Origin of the sequence: Haloferula luteola (assembly GCF_014201715.1) — a bacterium.
GTDB lineage: Bacteria > Verrucomicrobiota > Verrucomicrobiia > Verrucomicrobiales > Akkermansiaceae > Haloferula > Haloferula luteola.
In genome coordinates, this window is the sequence record NZ_JACHFD010000001.1 from 346,786 (window position 1) to 361,441 (window position 14,656).

The window sequence follows — 14,656 nt, forward strand, 5'->3', positions numbered from 1 at the left end:
CAATGCAACGGAATTCACGAGCTTATCCCGGCATACTCAGCGCCTCGATCCTGCTAGTTACAGGCTGCTCCCCCCTCACTTTCCGGACTCCTGTCAGTTCCTTACATGGCTCCCCGCCTGCTTCATGGGAAAACTCCCTGACCGGCCATTCCGGCCGCATCAGCACCGGTTGGCTGGAAACGTTTCATGATTCCGACCTGATGGCCACCGTCGATGCCGCAATGGATCGCAACCAAGACCTCGCAGCGGCTGCGGCCCGCATGCGAGCCGCCAAGTACCAGCAACTCGCCGGTCGAGCCCGCGTGAAACCGGACGCCTCACTCCTCACTTCGGGCAGCGTCAGTCGCTCCGAAAATGGTCGCGCCCCCGCCCAGAGCTCGGAAAGCTACGGCCTTTCCCTGTCCACCTCATGGGAACTCGATGTTTGGGGTCGACTGCGCGATCTCAACGCCGCCGACGAAGCGGACCAAGTTGCGACCGAAGCCCTGTTCCGTGGTGCCCGACTTTCGTTGGCCGCCTCCACCGCCCGCAGTTGGTGCAACCTCATCGCGGCCGAACAACAACTCGAACTCGCTCACATCACTCTCGATTCTTTCCAGCGCAACCTGCGCATCAGTGAGCGCAACTACAAGGGCACGGGCCAAGGGGCTCTGGACGTTCAATTCGGCCGGACCAATGTCGCTTCTGCCCAACGTGATTTGGAGTCGCGACGCCTGGCTCGCGATGAAGCCGCCCGTACTCTTGAGGTTCTGACTGGCCGATTCCCGGCGGGAACCACCCGGGCCGGGCATGAATTGCCTACCTTGCCCAAGAAAGTCCCCGCTGGACTGCCGTCGGAACTGCTGGATCGACGACCCGATCTGACCGCCGCCCGTGCCTCGCTGCTCGCCAGCGCGCATCGCGCCCATGCCAGCCGGAAGTCGTTGCTCCCTTCCCTCAGGCTCACGTCCTCGGCAGGAACCCCTGTCTCCGGATTCTCCCAGCTCCTCAATCCCGATTGGCTGGTCGCTTCCATCGGGGCGAATCTCGTGCAAACCCTCGATACCGGAGGGGCGCAGAAGCTGGAAGCCCGGGCAGCACTCGAACAAAATCAAGCAGCCGTCCACGACTACCAACAGGTCGCCCTCACGGCTTTTCGCGAGGTCGAATCGGCCTTGGATGCCGATCAATCCCTCGCCCGGCAGGAGGACTTTCTCGTGGCTGAAGTCGAACAGGCCGCTCTCGCCGAGCGTCAATCCACTCGCGACTACGCCGATGGCATCGAAGGCTCTGACATCCTCGATGTCCTTGAAGCCCAACGCCGTGCCAACAACGCCCGTTCCAGCCTCATTCGCCTGCGCAACGAGCGCCTCCTCAATCGCATCGATCTCCATCTCGCACTCGGCGGAGATTTCAAAACTCGCGGGGCCTGAAGCAACATTTCCGGCCCGTCTTCGTATTTGGCAAAACTCCGCTTTCCGTCGACATTCCGCCGCCCCACATGCTCACCCGCATCATCATTCCCATTCTCGTCCTCTGCGCTGGCGCCTTTTTCGCCTGGCGTTTGTCGATTCCGGAAGCTCCTCCGGAAATCGAGCATGTTGAACCCCAGAAGCTGAAGACGGAAATCGTGGAACTCGAATCGGTCGATTTCCCCGTCCTGCTCGATTCTCAAGGCGTGGTGCGAGCCCACCACGAAACCCCACTCACCCCCACCATCAGCGGCACGATCGTCGCCATCCATTCGCCCTTCGAAGATGGAGCTTTCTTTAAAAAAGGCGACATCCTAGCCGAACTCGATCCAGCAGACTACACGGCAGCACTCGAAAGCGCACGCTCGCGCCTGGCCCAGGCGGAGGCCGCTCTCGCCCAAGAAGACGCTCGCGCTCGTCAGGCACGCCTGAACTGGGAAGACCTTGGCTACGAGGAAGCCCCCTCCGATCTCGTTCTTCGGGTCCCTCAACTCAAGGAGGCCCGCGCCAATGTCGACGCCGCCAAGGCGACCCTTGATCAAGCCAGCCGCGATCTCGATCGCACCAAAATCCGCGCTCCCTTCGACGGCCGCGTCCGCCAACGCCTCGTGGGACTCGGTCAAGCTGTCGGCGCCTCCACCGAACTCGGCACAGTGTTTGCCACCGATTTCGCGGAGATCCGCCTGCCGCTCACGCCCGCTCAACTCGGCTTCATCGATCTCCCCGCGCACGAAGGGGATCCGGCGGTTCCGGTGACCTTGGTCGATGCTCTCGGTGAGACCACCCGCGAGGCCCCGACCACCTGGTCCGCCCGCATCGTCCGCACCGAAGGCACCCTCGACCCCTCTTCGCGCGAGCTTTTCGTGATCGCGCGCATCGACGATCCCTTCGGCCTCCACTCCGACCACCCTCCCTTGCGCATCGCCCAACCGGTGCGCGCTTCGATCGTCGGTCATACCCTCCACAACGTCTTTGTCATCCCACGGAACTCCCTCCGTGGCGTCAACGTGATCTACCTCGTCGATCCCGTGGAGTCCGCCATCGTTCGCCAAGAGATCGACCCCATCTGGTCGACCGCCACTCAACTGGTGGTCGATCAAGGTCTCGAAAACGGCCAGTGGCTCGCCATCACCCGCCTTCCCTACGCCCCGAACGGTGCCCCAGTGCAGATCCTCGACTCCACGGAGCCAGCGGACATCGCCACCACTCCGGAGAAAGAAAGCGCCGATTCCTAAAAAGCTTTCCGGGAGGAGTTTGCAGGCAGCAAGCGCCTCCTCCATCCCTTCGGCCTTCGACGGATCCGGGCCTTGAATTTCCGGATCCCCGCGACCCTCCGTCGCCGCCTCTTGAGATCGACCTCAACCTCCAAAAGGGAATCTTGCGCGCTTAATATTTAAGAAAATTTAAATTCTAATTGCGCCGTTAGATCTTTTTTGAAAATGTCTCGCCACCATGAAGACGTTGGCATCCATCCTCATGACCACCTGGGTCGTCACCCAACCTTTCGCGTCCGCAGCGGAAACGGGAGATGAGCTTCGTCGACGCTGCGACGAGCAGGAGCGCCAGATTCGCAGGCTTGAGCTGGAGAACGGCCGCCTTCGCGAACTCCTCAATGAATCTCGGGAAGCGCCCGTAGAGCCCAACCGCACGGACGATCTCAAGCGCCAGGCAGAGACCTTGGCCCCTGCGACTCCTACTCACTCAGCACCTACAGCCACTCCGGCCATCCACACGGTCAAGGCGGGCGAAACTCTTTCCTCGATTGCCAAGCAGCACGGCACCACCAGTTCCAAGCTGGCGCAATGGAATGGGCTGAAAAACGAAGGCCTCATCCGGGTCGGCCAAAAACTGAAAGTCGAATCAGCATCCCCTTCCGTCGCGCAACATAAAGCGTCTACGGAGGCCGTCACTCATCAAGTTCGCTCGGGCGAGACCTATTACAGCATCGCCCGCCGTCATGGCATCACGGTCGACGCCCTGACCCGCGCCAACCCTAAGGTCAACCCCAATGCCCTGCGGATTGGTCAGTCCCTCACCATCCGTGATGCCACCGCTGGTGCTTCTCCGGCAAAGTCCTCTCCCGCCCCCGCCCAGCCAGCACCCGCTCCTCGAGAGATCGCGGAAAAGGCGCCGGCGAAATCCAGCCAAACCGTCAGCCAACCCGCTCGATTCCGGTCCATCCACCTCAAGGAAAAGACCACATTCGGGGAGTTTGCTGCCCATTACGGCACCACGCCGGACAAACTGAATGCTCTCAATGGACTGAACTTGGAAGCCAAGCAAGTCCTGGCCGAGGGTTCGGAGCTCTACATTCCCGCTCAGCCTCAATAGAGCCCGATCTCCTTGCCGAGAAAATGCCCTTTCTGGGCCAAGACAACCCGTCCGGAGCACCCCCTCCGGACGGGTTTTTTGCGTCTGGCGACGTCGGTTCAGATCCATGGACATGCCGCGATCATCCCTTTTTCATGGCGCATTCATGAAACCCTCCAATAATGCCGACAGGTTCTTTCGTTAGATCATCATGGAATTCGCCTCGGAAAATGAAGTCGCGGCCGCAGGGCAGCATGTGAGCGCCCTCACTGAGGCGCTCAATCAGGTCATCTTTGGCCAAGAGGAATTGGTCGAATTGGTGCTCACCGGCGTCCTCTCCCGCGGGCATATCCTGCTCGAAGGCCTCCCCGGACTTGGCAAGACCGAGCTCGTCAAAGGGCTCTCCAAAACCCTCCGCCTCGACACCAAACGGATCCAATTCACACCCGATTTGCTGCCGGGCGACATCACCGGCAACCCAGTTCTCCAGGAGGTCGATGGGCGCCGCGAATTTGTTTTTCAACCCGGCCCACTCTTCACCCACATCGTCCTCGCTGACGAAATCAACCGGGCCTCCCCCAAAACCCAATCGGCGCTCCTTGAGGCGATGCAAGAACGTCGGGTCACGGTTCTGGGGAAAACCCATGACCTCCCCCAGCCTTTCTTCGTTCTGGCCACCCAGAACCCCATCGAACTGGAGGGCACTTATCCCCTTCCCGAAGCCCAGCTCGATCGCTTTCTCTTCAAACTCGAAGTCACCCGGAACCGCGTCGATACGCTCGAGAAGATCGTCTCCCATCGCGAACTCGGTGCCGAACCGGAAGTGAACCCCATCATGGACGCCGACGAGTTGGCGCAGGTCTTGGCTCTCGTCCGCCGAATCTACCTTCCCGATGTGGTCGCCAACTACATTGCTCGCCTCGTCGACGCCACCCATCCAGAAACCTCCTCAGCTTCGCGCCATATCCGCTACGGCGCCAGCCCACGGGCGGCGCTTTCCCTCGCTTCCGCCGCCAAAGCGCGAGCCTTGATGAATGGGCGGATCAACGCCTCCTTCGAAGATGTGCGATTTGTGGCTCCCGCGGTCCTTCGGCATCGCATCGTTCTCGAATACCATGCCCGGGTGGAAGGGGTAACGCCCAACGAGGTGGTCCGATCGATTCTCGACGAGATCCCGGGACAATCCGCCGCCACGCCAAAAGTGATGAACACCCCCTAACCTGGATCACCCCATGAGGCTGCTTCCGCTTCTCTTCCTCTTTCTTTCGTGCCTGACGGGCGCTCTCCGTGCCCAAGAGTCCCTCTTCCAGCTGGTTCCCAACCCCCAACACCCTGCTGACAAAACACGCATTCAAGTCGAAGCTTTGTTTAGCCGCCCGGCACCTCGGGGGTTCCTTCCGGTGCGCGTTACCGCCGTCAACCAGCGAAAGTCCGATGGAGAATTCGGGCTCCGCTCGTTAGCGGTGAGCGGCAATCAATCCAAGTTGGACTCCCATATCACTCTGAACCTTTCCGCAGGGCAACAACTGACCCGCGATCTCCTGATCCCACTGAATACTGCCCTGCCTTATTACAGTGAGATTTCATGCTCGATCAATGTCGAAGCCACAGGCTCGTTTGGAGACAGCAATGGTTGGTTGCAGGGCGAGTGGTCCCCTCGAATTCCTGCCGTTTTGCTCTCAGAGTCGCTTTACACCCCGAACATTGGGGAGCTCGACAAGGAGCTGAACAGCTCTTCCGGATCCCGCAGCTATCGAACCTATTCGTTCGCTGCCAGTTTCACACCCGCCCGCATGCCCACGGATTGGCGGGCTTACTCGGGATACGACCGGATGATTCTTACCGAGGTCGATTGGAACGACTTCGACCCCGGCGCGCGAACGGCCATTCTCGAATGGTGCCGCCTCGGCGGCGTGATCGAGATTCTTCGGATGGGTGACAGCTCGGCCAACCTCGCTTCACTTGGGATCGAGCCCGACACTTCTGAACCGGACACCTCCTATGGCTACGGAACGATCCTTCTGGGCAACGTGCCGAACGATCTTCGCCTCGATGCCAAAAGCATGGTTTCACGCCTCGATCAACGGCGCGCCAATCGAACCCAGAATCTCGACAACGATTATTCCCCAACCTGGCCATTGCAGGTCCAATTTGGCTCCCGCTCGTTCAGCTACGGGATCTTCATCGTGGTGCTCATCCTGTTCGGATTGCTGGTCGGCCCCATCAACCTCTTCAAATTTGCAAAATCCGGGCAGCGCCACCGCCTGTTCATCACGACCCCGATCATTTCCATCGCCACCTGCCTCATCCTCCTCATTCTGATCATCACCCGGGATGGGCTCGGCGGCCACGGTGAGCGAATGGCCCTGATCGAAGTGCGTCCGGATACTAACGAGAATCGAGCCTACATTCACCAAGAACAGGTTTCTCGCAGCGGTGTTCTCCTAGGATCCTCTTTCGATCTGAATGAGGAAGCTTTGATCTCCCCTGTGCCGATGGCCCCCGGGCCGTGGACCCGCCTTACCAGCGACTCGGGAGGCGAGGGTCTCCACTATTCCGCCAACCTCAAGGACGGCTCCCTGAAACTCGGTGGAGATTGGTTTCGGAGTCGCTCTGAACAAGGACAGGCCCTGCAAGCGATCGTTCCGACGCGTGGCCGTATCGAGGTCCGCGACGATGCGGGCACACCCTTGCTTTCTTCCACCTTCGAATTCCCGATCGAATCCGTGAGCTTTGTCGATGCCGATGGCCATTGCTGGCTGGTAGAAAACTTGGAAGCCGGCAGGCCCGTGCATGCCCATTCCATCTCGGTGGAAACGAATCAGCAGCGCCTAAAGAATTTGATGAATCAATTCACCCAGACGCATGCCGGCATCTTGAAGCGGGCTGGGAAGCGCAGCGACCACTTCGTCGCGATCACTCAACAAGCTCCGGCCATCGAGACCTTTTCTTCGATCCGCTGGAATCAAACGACCACCGTACTCACCGGTCCGGTGGTGCGTTGAAACCCTCCCTTTTTCCCTTTTCGCCATGTCCGATCCTGCGATCAGCGTCCAGAATCTCTACCGCTACTTCGGTCCACTGAAGGCCGTAAACGGCCTTTCATTCGATATTCCCCATGGCTCGGTGTGCGGGTTTGTGGGAGCCAACGGCGCGGGCAAAACCACCACCATGCGGATCCTCGCTTCGCTGGACTATCCAACGATGGGCACCGCGAAGATCTGTGGCATCAATGTCATCCATTACCCCGAGGAAGTACGACGCCTGATCGGGTGGATGCCCGACCACTTCGGCAATTACAACCACATGACAGTGGCGGAATACCTCGACTTCTATGCACGAGCCTTCGGATACCGCGGCTCCGAGCGCAAACAACGAGTCGAGGAAGTCATGGAGTTCACCGACCTGACCGGCTTGGCCGATCGCTTTTCCAACAAGCTCTCCAAAGGCCTCACTCAGCGCCTGTGCCTCGGCCGAGCCCTCCTTCACGACCCCCAAGTTCTCATCATGGACGAGCCTGCGGCGGGCCTTGATCCAAAGGCGCGGGTCGAACTCAAGCACCTCATTCGAGTCCTCGCCGAAGAGGGCAAAACCATCTTCATCTCTTCCCACATCCTCTCCGAACTCGGAGAAATGTGCGATTCTCTCCTCTTCGTCAACCAGGGACGCATCGTTCACCACGGAGATGCCGAGTCCCTTCGGCAGGGAACCGACGCCTCCGGAGGCATGCTGTATGATGTCCAAGTGGTCGGAGAACCATCTCGGCTCCAAGAATGGTGCTCGATCACCCCGCAGGTGGAGTTCCTCGAATCCCGCAAGCAAGGCGCGCGAATTCGGATTGAGGGTGTGGAGGGAGCATTGGCTGCCCGAGTTCTTTCCCGCATGATCAAGGACGGTTTGGAAGTGACCGAGTTCCATCGCGAACAGCGCAATCTCGAAGATGCCTTCATCGATATGCTGGGACGCCTCGAAAACCCCTCTTCAGAATCGGGGACACCCACCTCATTCGCACCCCAACCCTGATTCTCATCATGTCGGCCTCTCCGCCTCCCTTACCGACACCCGCATCGCCTACCGCGAACTTGGTGGACTTTGGTGATCGCATCTCGCCCATGGTGGTGAAAGAGCTCCGCCAAGGATTGCGCGCCCGCACCTTCGTGGCGGTGTTCCTGGCTCTTCAAGGGCTCCTGATGCTGCTGATGTTGATTTCGGTCACCGCCACCAGCCAACCAGGCGAGGCCGGCCGTGCCATCAGCCACATTGTCTTCCTCTTTTACGGCTTTGCTCTTCTGGTCATCCAACCCATGCGAGGCATCGGCAGCCTGCATCGCGAAATCGAAGCAAACACCATCGAGCTCATGGTGCTCTCCCACCTGAGCGCCTGGCGCATTGTTTTGGGAAAATGGATTTCGATCATCAGCCAATCGGCCCTGATGTCGATCTCGGTGATGCCCTACCTCGTGCTCCGCTACTGGTTCGGAGAAATGAACCTCTTCGGAGAAATGGCGGTGGTTGTTCTGTTCCTCTTGGCTTCAGCAGCCCTCACCGCGGTGGTGGTTGGCATTTCAGCGCTACCCAATATTCTGTTACGCGGCCTGCTCCCTTTGATCGGACTCGCCGCCGGCATCTTCATCGTTCCCACGATGGTCTTCAATCGAGGAGTGGAAGAACTGGCGGATGCGATCACATCGTCAAGTTCTCAAGCGCAAGCCGGCATCTTCTTCATCGTCGCCTTGGGAGCCTACTTTTCCTGGCTCGCCCTCGGCATCGGAGCCTCGATGATTGCACCTTCCGCAGAGAATCAGAGTTCCATCAAACGAATCGTCACCTTGGCCCTGATGGGGCTTCTCTTTTTCGTCCTTCCAATGATCGATTCTTTTGATGGAGACGAGAGCAGCCTCATCATGCTTGCGGTTCTTTGCCCCGCGATCTTTTTGGCTCTTTCCGAGAACTGGAATCTGCTTCCTCCTCACTGCGCTCCATTTCTTCGTTTCGGGCCCGCTGGACAATTGGCGGCTCGATTTCTCTATCCTGGCTGGCCCAGCGGGGTTCTCTTTTCCCTGCTGATGCTCATTCCCTTCGCGGGGACTCTCGCTTGGATCAACCATCGCCACTCGATCGACGACGAATTGCCGTTGGCTCTTTTCACCATGCTTTCGTGGGTGACCTTTCCTGCGGTGGCCATGCTTCCCATGAAAAAATCGGAACGTTCTCGGGTGACCTTAGGCCTGGTGATTTTGGTTGCCATTTCCGTCGCTTTCGTCGCCCTCGCCATCCTCGCGGAGGCACTCAATTCCGATGCCACGAATTTCCTCTGGCTCTTCATTTGGATTCCAGGAGTCCCCTTCATCCTCCACGAGAGCACTTCATCGACTTCTCAGGCTACAATGAACTCGCTAGCAGGTCTGATCTTCGCCGTTCAATTTGCCATTCTCGTCATCGCCGCCATGCTGAAGCTGAAGCAGGTCAGCAAGGTGGAGAAAGCCATTCCATCCGCATGAATCAGGACCAGCTCGTCGCTTGCCATCACCGCGCCCTGGCCGCCGCGGGACGACTCCGGCTTCCCTTCCGCTCGCGCGTCTGGCGAGGCGCAGCGGGTGAGTTCGGCGGAGCTGGAGCTGGTTCCTCACTCGATTTTCAAGACCATCGTACCTACGTCCCTGGCGATGATCCCCGCCATATCAACTGGCAGGCCTATGCCCGGACTGGAAGTTACACCATGAAGCTGTACCGGGAGGAGGTTCGCCCGACCGTGGACGTGATCATGGATACCTCCGAATCGATGTTTTTCGACCCGGGGAAAGCCACACGCAGTGCGGAATTGCTCTACCTCGCCACCGAAAGCTCGCGTGCTGCTGGGGCCGCGGTGGCGGTTCATCTCATCCGGGGTTCGGCCATGCGAACTCTCCCTCTTGGCGAGGTTTTCTCGCACCGTTGGCTGGAAACGGCTCGGGCCTTGGCCTCGTCCGAAGCCGGTTCCATCCCCGACTTATCCCGCACCCCTCTGCGGCCCAATGCCCTGAGAGTCTGGATTTCCGACCTCCTCTACGAAGCCGATCCTGAACCCCTGTTGCGTGTGCTCGCCGCACGACACGGAATTCCTCTGCTATTTGCACCATTCGCCCGCTGCGAATCGGATCCCGATTGGAATGGCAATCTTGAGATGATCGATGCCGAAAATGGTAACCGACACGCGCACCGCATCGATCCCCCTGTCTTGAAGCGCTACAAAGAAGCCTACGTTCGTCACTTCGCTGTCTGGAAAAGCACCTCCCTTCGCCACCGCGCCATCTTTGCCCGGGTGTCCGCTGAACCGGACCTCGCCACCGCCTTGTATGCTGAGGCCGTGCCCTCCGGAGCGCTCGAATCTTCTCTTGGATGATGTTCTTAGCCAATCCAGCCGGCTTTTGGGCACTGCTCGGTATTCCCGCCGTGCTCGCGATCCACTTTCTCCAACGCAAAGCGCGTGAAATCCCCGTCTCCACCCTATTTCTCCTCGCCCGCACCCACCGCGAATCTTCCAGCGGACGTCGTTGGGATCGTCTCGTTCCTTCCGTTCCCTTGTGGATGCAACTTCTCGGAGTGTTGCTGCTAGCTTGGCTCCTTGCTGAGCCACGATTTCAGCGCCCCCGCAGTGTTCAGCGCGTGGCCATCGTCCTCGACGGCACCGCCTCGATGCAGGTCTTTCGCGAGTCGCTGACGCAGGCTCTCCACGAGAAGCTTCCCCCTCTTCAAGGACCCGCGGCCGAGCTCGATCTGCTTGTCCTCGAAAGCACTCCCGGCCGGGAGCGACTTTACCATGGCAGCTCGATCGACGACGCTCTCAACGCCCTTGAGTCATGGAATCCCGGTGAAGGCACTCTCGATCCCGGCCCCGCTCTTCGCATCGCCCGTTCCCTTATCGGCCGCGATGGGATTCTTATCTTTGCGACCGATACCCCCGTCGAAAATCCACCCTACGACGCTCGTCTTCTCGCCATTGGACATCCCGAGGAGAATGTCGGATTCACGGGTCTCCGCTTCACCCAAGAACAAGGGGCTGCGGTTTGGCACGCCTTGGTCAAAAACCACGGAATTGCTCCCGCCGTGCGTTCCTGGCAGATCACCTATCCCGGAGGCAGAAGCACCGAACCCCGAAACATCGAACTCCAGCCTGGAGGATTGATTTCCCTTCAAGCTGCGCTGCCCCCGGATCAAGAAAGCGCCATCCTCCGACTTTCGGAAGATGTGTTCACGATGGACGACTCCCTTCCTCTGGTCCGCCCTCGCCCAAAAACCCTGCGGGTTTTCCGCCAAGCCTCTGCCTTGGGAGAGCTCGAAGAGCGCCTCGTTCAGTCCCTCGACGCCGTTGAAATGGTCCACGACGCCGCGGAAGCCGATCTCACCCTTTGCACCTACGATCCACTCGATCCCGCCCTTCCCCCCGGAGACGCGATCGTATTTGTTCACGACCCAACCCGAGCTGGCCAGTACCTGAAAGGCGGCATCATTGCCGAAGAGCACCCCCTGATGTCGGGGCTCAATTGGCAAGCACTCCTCGTCCGCGAAACCATCCAACTGGATCGCCAACCCTCCGATGAAGTCCTTCTCTGGCAAGACCAGCGTCCCTTGATTTTCCTGAGATCGGTTCTCCTCGAAAACCAAGCACCCCACCAACAACTGTGTTTCAACTTTGACGTCCGGCATTCCAACGCCACTGCCAACCCGGCCTTCATCGTTTGCCTTCATCGCTTCGCCGAAAGCGTCCGCCAGGAAAGAGTGGCACCTTCCTCCAGCAATCTGGAAACCTCTCAAGAAATCGAACTCACTGCCGACCCCGAATTTCCAGCGTCCATTGAGTTCACCCCCCTTCACGAAGCCCACACCACGATTCGCGACCTTCCCGCCTCGCGACGCCTCCGTTTTGAGGCCCCGGCGCGCCCCGGGCATCTCATCGTAAAGCAAGCAGACGTTCCCTTGTTAACCGCCGCATTGACCTTCGCGGACTCCCGTGAAGCGGATCTCACCCATTGTGGTTCGGCGGATACCTTAGGCGATGCCTCTTCCATTCCCGTCGAACGCCACACCACGGCCGATCACTGGTGGCGGGCCTGGGTATTGGCGCTGCTCGCGGCCTTGCTCACTGGCTGGCATTTCAGTCGTCCCCGCACTTCCTCCACTCCTGACCTTTCGCCATCACCATGAGCTTCGATGCGCCCGAATGGTTTTTGCTCCTTCCTGCTGCCCTCCTGATCGGTGCAGTCTGGCGCGGCCTTCATCTATTTCGCCCGCTGCGACTCGCACTGTTGATTTTTGTCGCTTGCCTCCTCGCCGAACCCAGCTGGGTCCGGCGAGACGATTCGATTGACCTCTGGGTGCTTCTCGATCGCTCCGATTCGACGGAGGACCTCGTCGACCAAGGATTGCCCGAGTGGCAACGACTTCTCGAAAAAGCCAAGCCTTCGCGCAAAGACCGCATCCTTTACCAAGACTACGCCGCCGAAATGGTCGAGCACGGTGCCGACGGAGCCATGTTCACAGGCTCCCGCAAGCTCACTCGCACGGGGCTTGCCCTTTCTCATGTCGCTGCGCTTGCGGATGAGGACCGATCCTCTCGCGTCCTCGTCTTTACCGATGGCTATGCCACCGAACCCCTTGATGAAGCCGTTTCCCAGCTCCAGAAACGCGGCATTCCCGTCGATTTTCGCCTGATCCGCGATGCCGCTCTCGACGATTTTCGGATCGCTCGCATTGAGCTCCCCGACCGAATCCAAGCAGGCGAACCCTTCCTCTTCTCGGTTCTGGTTCGCGGATCCATTGATGGCAAAGTTCCCCTCACTCTTTTCCGGGGGAACCAACGCCTCCTCGAGACCGAAGTTGACCTCGTCAATGGCGTCGGCCGGGCGGAATTCACCGATCGGCTCACCAGCACCGGATCCTTCGAATACCGAGCGATCATTTCTCCTGAGCACGACGCCCATCTCGGAAACAACCGGGCTGCACGTTGGATCGAAGTGACCGGTGGCCCGCGCGTCCTCATCGTCACGAACTATGTTGACGACCCACTTGCCAAAGCCTTGGCAGCCCTGGATTTCACCGTCGATGTGGAGCTGCAATCCGAGAATCTCCAGCCAGGGAGACTTTCCGGCTGTCGAGCCGTGATCTTCAACAACGTCCCGGCACACGAGGTCCCTGGCCCCTTCCTCACTGCCTTGGATTTCTTCGTCCGCGAACAAGCCGGTGGGTTCCTAATGGTCGGCGGCAAACACTCATTCGGCTCGGGCGGATATTTCCAGTCTTCCATCGATCCCTTGCTCCCCGTCTCCATGGAGCTGAAGAATGAGCATCGCAAGCTCGCTGTGGCCCTCGCCATTGTCCTCGACCGCTCCGGCTCCATGAGCGTCAGCGTGAATTTCGCCGGCAAAAACGTGACCAAAATGGATCTCGCCAACAATGGCGCCGCCGAAGCCATCGGCCTTCTTGGAGCGCAGGATCACGTCTCCATCATCGCCGTCGACAGTGCCCCGTATGAAATCGTGCCGATGACCCTCATTGGCAACCATCGCGCCCAACTCCAGGCTCAAGCCCGAAAAGTGAAATCGATGGGCGGGGGCATCTTCGTCTACGAAGGCCTCAAGGCCGCTTGGGAGCAGCTCAAAAAAACTCCCGTGGGCACCCGCCACGTCATTCTCTTTTCCGATGCCGCAGACTCCGAGGAACCTGGCGACTACCAACGTCTCCTCGAGGAGATGAAAGAAGAAGGCGCCACCGTTTCCGTGATCGGGCTGGGCACCCGACGAGATTCGGATGCCGCCCTTCTCGAAGACATCGCCAAACGAGGCGAAGGGCGCATCTTCTTTTCGGAACGGGCGGTCGACATTCCAAAAATCTTTGCCCAGGAAACCGTCACGATCGCGCGCTCAGCCTTCATCGATAGCCCGGTGGGGGCCCAAGCCACCGGTCGCTGGTCGGAAGTCTCGCCAAAACTCCTCGATTGGCTTCCTCAAGTGGATGGCTACAACCTGTCCTACGCTCGCAGCGACGCCTCGGTTTCGCTCGTCACCACCGACGAGTACGTCGCTCCCTTGGTCGCTCAGGCCCGCCGTGGGTTGGGTCGCACCGCTGCCGTTTCCTTTCCTCTCGGCGGCGAATATTCCCAGCTCACTCGAGCCTGGCCTGGATACTCCGATTTCGTGCAAACCCTCACCCGTTGGCTGATGGGCCTCGATCTTCCCGCAGGAATAGGCCTGCGTCACCGGGTCGATGGTACCAGACTCACCATCGATCTTCTCTACGACACCGAAAGCTGGTCCGAACGCTTCGCCACTCAACCGCCCAAAGTCCGGCTCCTCGAAGATGGCGACTTTGCCCAAAGCTGGGATGTCCCCTGGCGGCGGATGGAGCCCGGCCGCTTTTCCCTCACTCGCGATCTTTCGGAAGGGTCCGTGATTCGAGGAGCGGCCCAAGTCGGCAGCCATGCCATTCCGTTCGGGCCCATTTCCATCGGTAGCTCGGCTGAATGGGCCTTCGATCCCACCCGACTCACCGAACTTCGCCAAGCCTCCGTGCAAACCGGAGGCCGAGAACTGGTCGATCTATCCGAGGCATGGGTCCGCCCACCCAGCCAACGCCCGGTGAGCCTCCGCCCTTGGCTTGTCGTCGGCACGCTCCTGTTGGTGCTCGCCGATGCCCTGATCACCCGCACCGGTTGGCAGCTTCCCTCCTGGAAACCTCAGTTGCGCAGGGCACCCAAGGTCGCGCGCGCACCCAAGCCCACACCCGCTGCGGCGACCCCGCCCGCACCCGCTCCAGCGGACAGGCCGAGACCTTCTGAGCCTCCCTCCACGGCAGCCCCCACTCCCGCCTCTTCAGAGCGGCGGTCCCGCTACCAACGAGCCAAGGACCGCCGATAAAAC

The 14,656-nt window shown here is 59.8% G+C and carries 10 protein-coding genes; all 10 read left to right on the top strand.

What is annotated here, in order from left to right; all coding sequences use genetic code 11:
- The first annotated feature begins 2 nt into the window (after nt 1-2).
- The 10 genes from HNR46_RS01485 (at nt 3) to HNR46_RS01530 (ending at nt 14,653) form a co-directional block, all read left to right on the top strand.
- Nucleotides 3-1,412, top strand: coding sequence for an efflux transporter outer membrane subunit (locus tag HNR46_RS01485; protein ID WP_184015108.1), 1,410 nt, complete (start codon nt 3-5; stop codon nt 1,410-1,412).
- Between the two features lie 68 nt (nt 1,413-1,480).
- Nucleotides 1,481-2,686 (top strand): efflux RND transporter periplasmic adaptor subunit, encoded by a 1,206-nt coding sequence (locus HNR46_RS01490; RefSeq protein ID WP_184015110.1) that lies wholly within the window; start codon nt 1,481-1,483, stop codon nt 2,684-2,686.
- A gap of 217 nt (nt 2,687-2,903) precedes the next feature.
- Nucleotides 2,904-3,782 carry a LysM peptidoglycan-binding domain-containing protein gene (locus tag HNR46_RS01495; RefSeq protein WP_184015112.1) on the top strand — a complete coding sequence of 293 codons (879 nt, stop codon included), beginning with the start codon at nt 2,904-2,906 and terminating at the stop codon, nt 3,780-3,782.
- A gap of 190 nt (nt 3,783-3,972) precedes the next feature.
- On the top strand, nt 3,973-4,980 hold the full coding sequence (locus HNR46_RS01500) for an AAA family ATPase (RefSeq protein ID WP_184015114.1): 1,008 nt from the start codon (nt 3,973-3,975) through the stop codon (nt 4,978-4,980).
- A gap of 13 nt (nt 4,981-4,993) precedes the next feature.
- Nucleotides 4,994-6,766, top strand: coding sequence for a hypothetical protein (locus HNR46_RS01505; protein WP_184015116.1), 1,773 nt, complete (start codon nt 4,994-4,996; stop codon nt 6,764-6,766).
- A gap of 25 nt (nt 6,767-6,791) precedes the next feature.
- Entirely contained in the window at nt 6,792-7,784 is a 993-nt protein-coding gene (locus HNR46_RS01510; RefSeq protein ID WP_184015118.1) for an ABC transporter ATP-binding protein, read from the top strand.
- Between the two features lie 8 nt (nt 7,785-7,792).
- Nucleotides 7,793-9,262: a hypothetical protein gene (locus HNR46_RS01515; RefSeq protein WP_184015120.1), complete on the top strand. Its 1,470-nt coding sequence runs from the start codon at nt 7,793-7,795 to the stop codon at nt 9,260-9,262.
- The gene (locus tag HNR46_RS01520; protein WP_184015122.1) at nt 9,259-10,143 is read left to right on the top strand and encodes a DUF58 domain-containing protein; all 885 of its coding nucleotides are present in this window, start codon (nt 9,259-9,261) and stop codon (nt 10,141-10,143) included. The genes HNR46_RS01515 and HNR46_RS01520 overlap by 4 nt, the downstream gene beginning before the upstream one ends.
- Nucleotides 10,143-11,945 (top strand): BatA domain-containing protein, encoded by a 1,803-nt coding sequence (locus HNR46_RS01525; protein ID WP_246417864.1) that lies wholly within the window; start codon nt 10,143-10,145, stop codon nt 11,943-11,945. Before HNR46_RS01520 ends, HNR46_RS01525 begins: the two co-directional genes overlap by 1 nt.
- Nucleotides 11,942-14,653 carry a vWA domain-containing protein gene (locus HNR46_RS01530; RefSeq protein WP_184015126.1) on the top strand — a complete coding sequence of 904 codons (2,712 nt, stop codon included), beginning with the start codon at nt 11,942-11,944 and terminating at the stop codon, nt 14,651-14,653. Before HNR46_RS01525 ends, HNR46_RS01530 begins: the two co-directional genes overlap by 4 nt.
- Nucleotides 14,654-14,656 lie beyond the last annotated feature (3 nt).

What these genes read in the sequence shown, in the direction of transcription:
- HNR46_RS01485 (WP_184015108.1), top strand. Translation starts at nt 3, where the DNA reads ATGCAACGGAATTCACGAGCTTATCCCGGCATACTCAGCGCCTCGATC.
- HNR46_RS01490 (WP_184015110.1), top strand. Translation starts at nt 1,481, where the DNA reads ATGCTCACCCGCATCATCATTCCCATTCTCGTCCTCTGCGCTGGCGCC.
- HNR46_RS01495 (WP_184015112.1), top strand. Translation starts at nt 2,904, where the DNA reads ATGAAGACGTTGGCATCCATCCTCATGACCACCTGGGTCGTCACCCAA.
- HNR46_RS01500 (WP_184015114.1), top strand. Translation starts at nt 3,973, where the DNA reads ATGGAATTCGCCTCGGAAAATGAAGTCGCGGCCGCAGGGCAGCATGTG.
- HNR46_RS01505 (WP_184015116.1), top strand. Translation starts at nt 4,994, where the DNA reads ATGAGGCTGCTTCCGCTTCTCTTCCTCTTTCTTTCGTGCCTGACGGGC.
- HNR46_RS01510 (WP_184015118.1), top strand. Translation starts at nt 6,792, where the DNA reads ATGTCCGATCCTGCGATCAGCGTCCAGAATCTCTACCGCTACTTCGGT.
- HNR46_RS01515 (WP_184015120.1), top strand. Translation starts at nt 7,793, where the DNA reads ATGTCGGCCTCTCCGCCTCCCTTACCGACACCCGCATCGCCTACCGCG.
- HNR46_RS01520 (WP_184015122.1), top strand. Translation starts at nt 9,259, where the DNA reads ATGAATCAGGACCAGCTCGTCGCTTGCCATCACCGCGCCCTGGCCGCC.
- HNR46_RS01525 (WP_246417864.1), top strand. Translation starts at nt 10,143, where the DNA reads ATGTTCTTAGCCAATCCAGCCGGCTTTTGGGCACTGCTCGGTATTCCC.
- HNR46_RS01530 (WP_184015126.1), top strand. Translation starts at nt 11,942, where the DNA reads ATGAGCTTCGATGCGCCCGAATGGTTTTTGCTCCTTCCTGCTGCCCTC.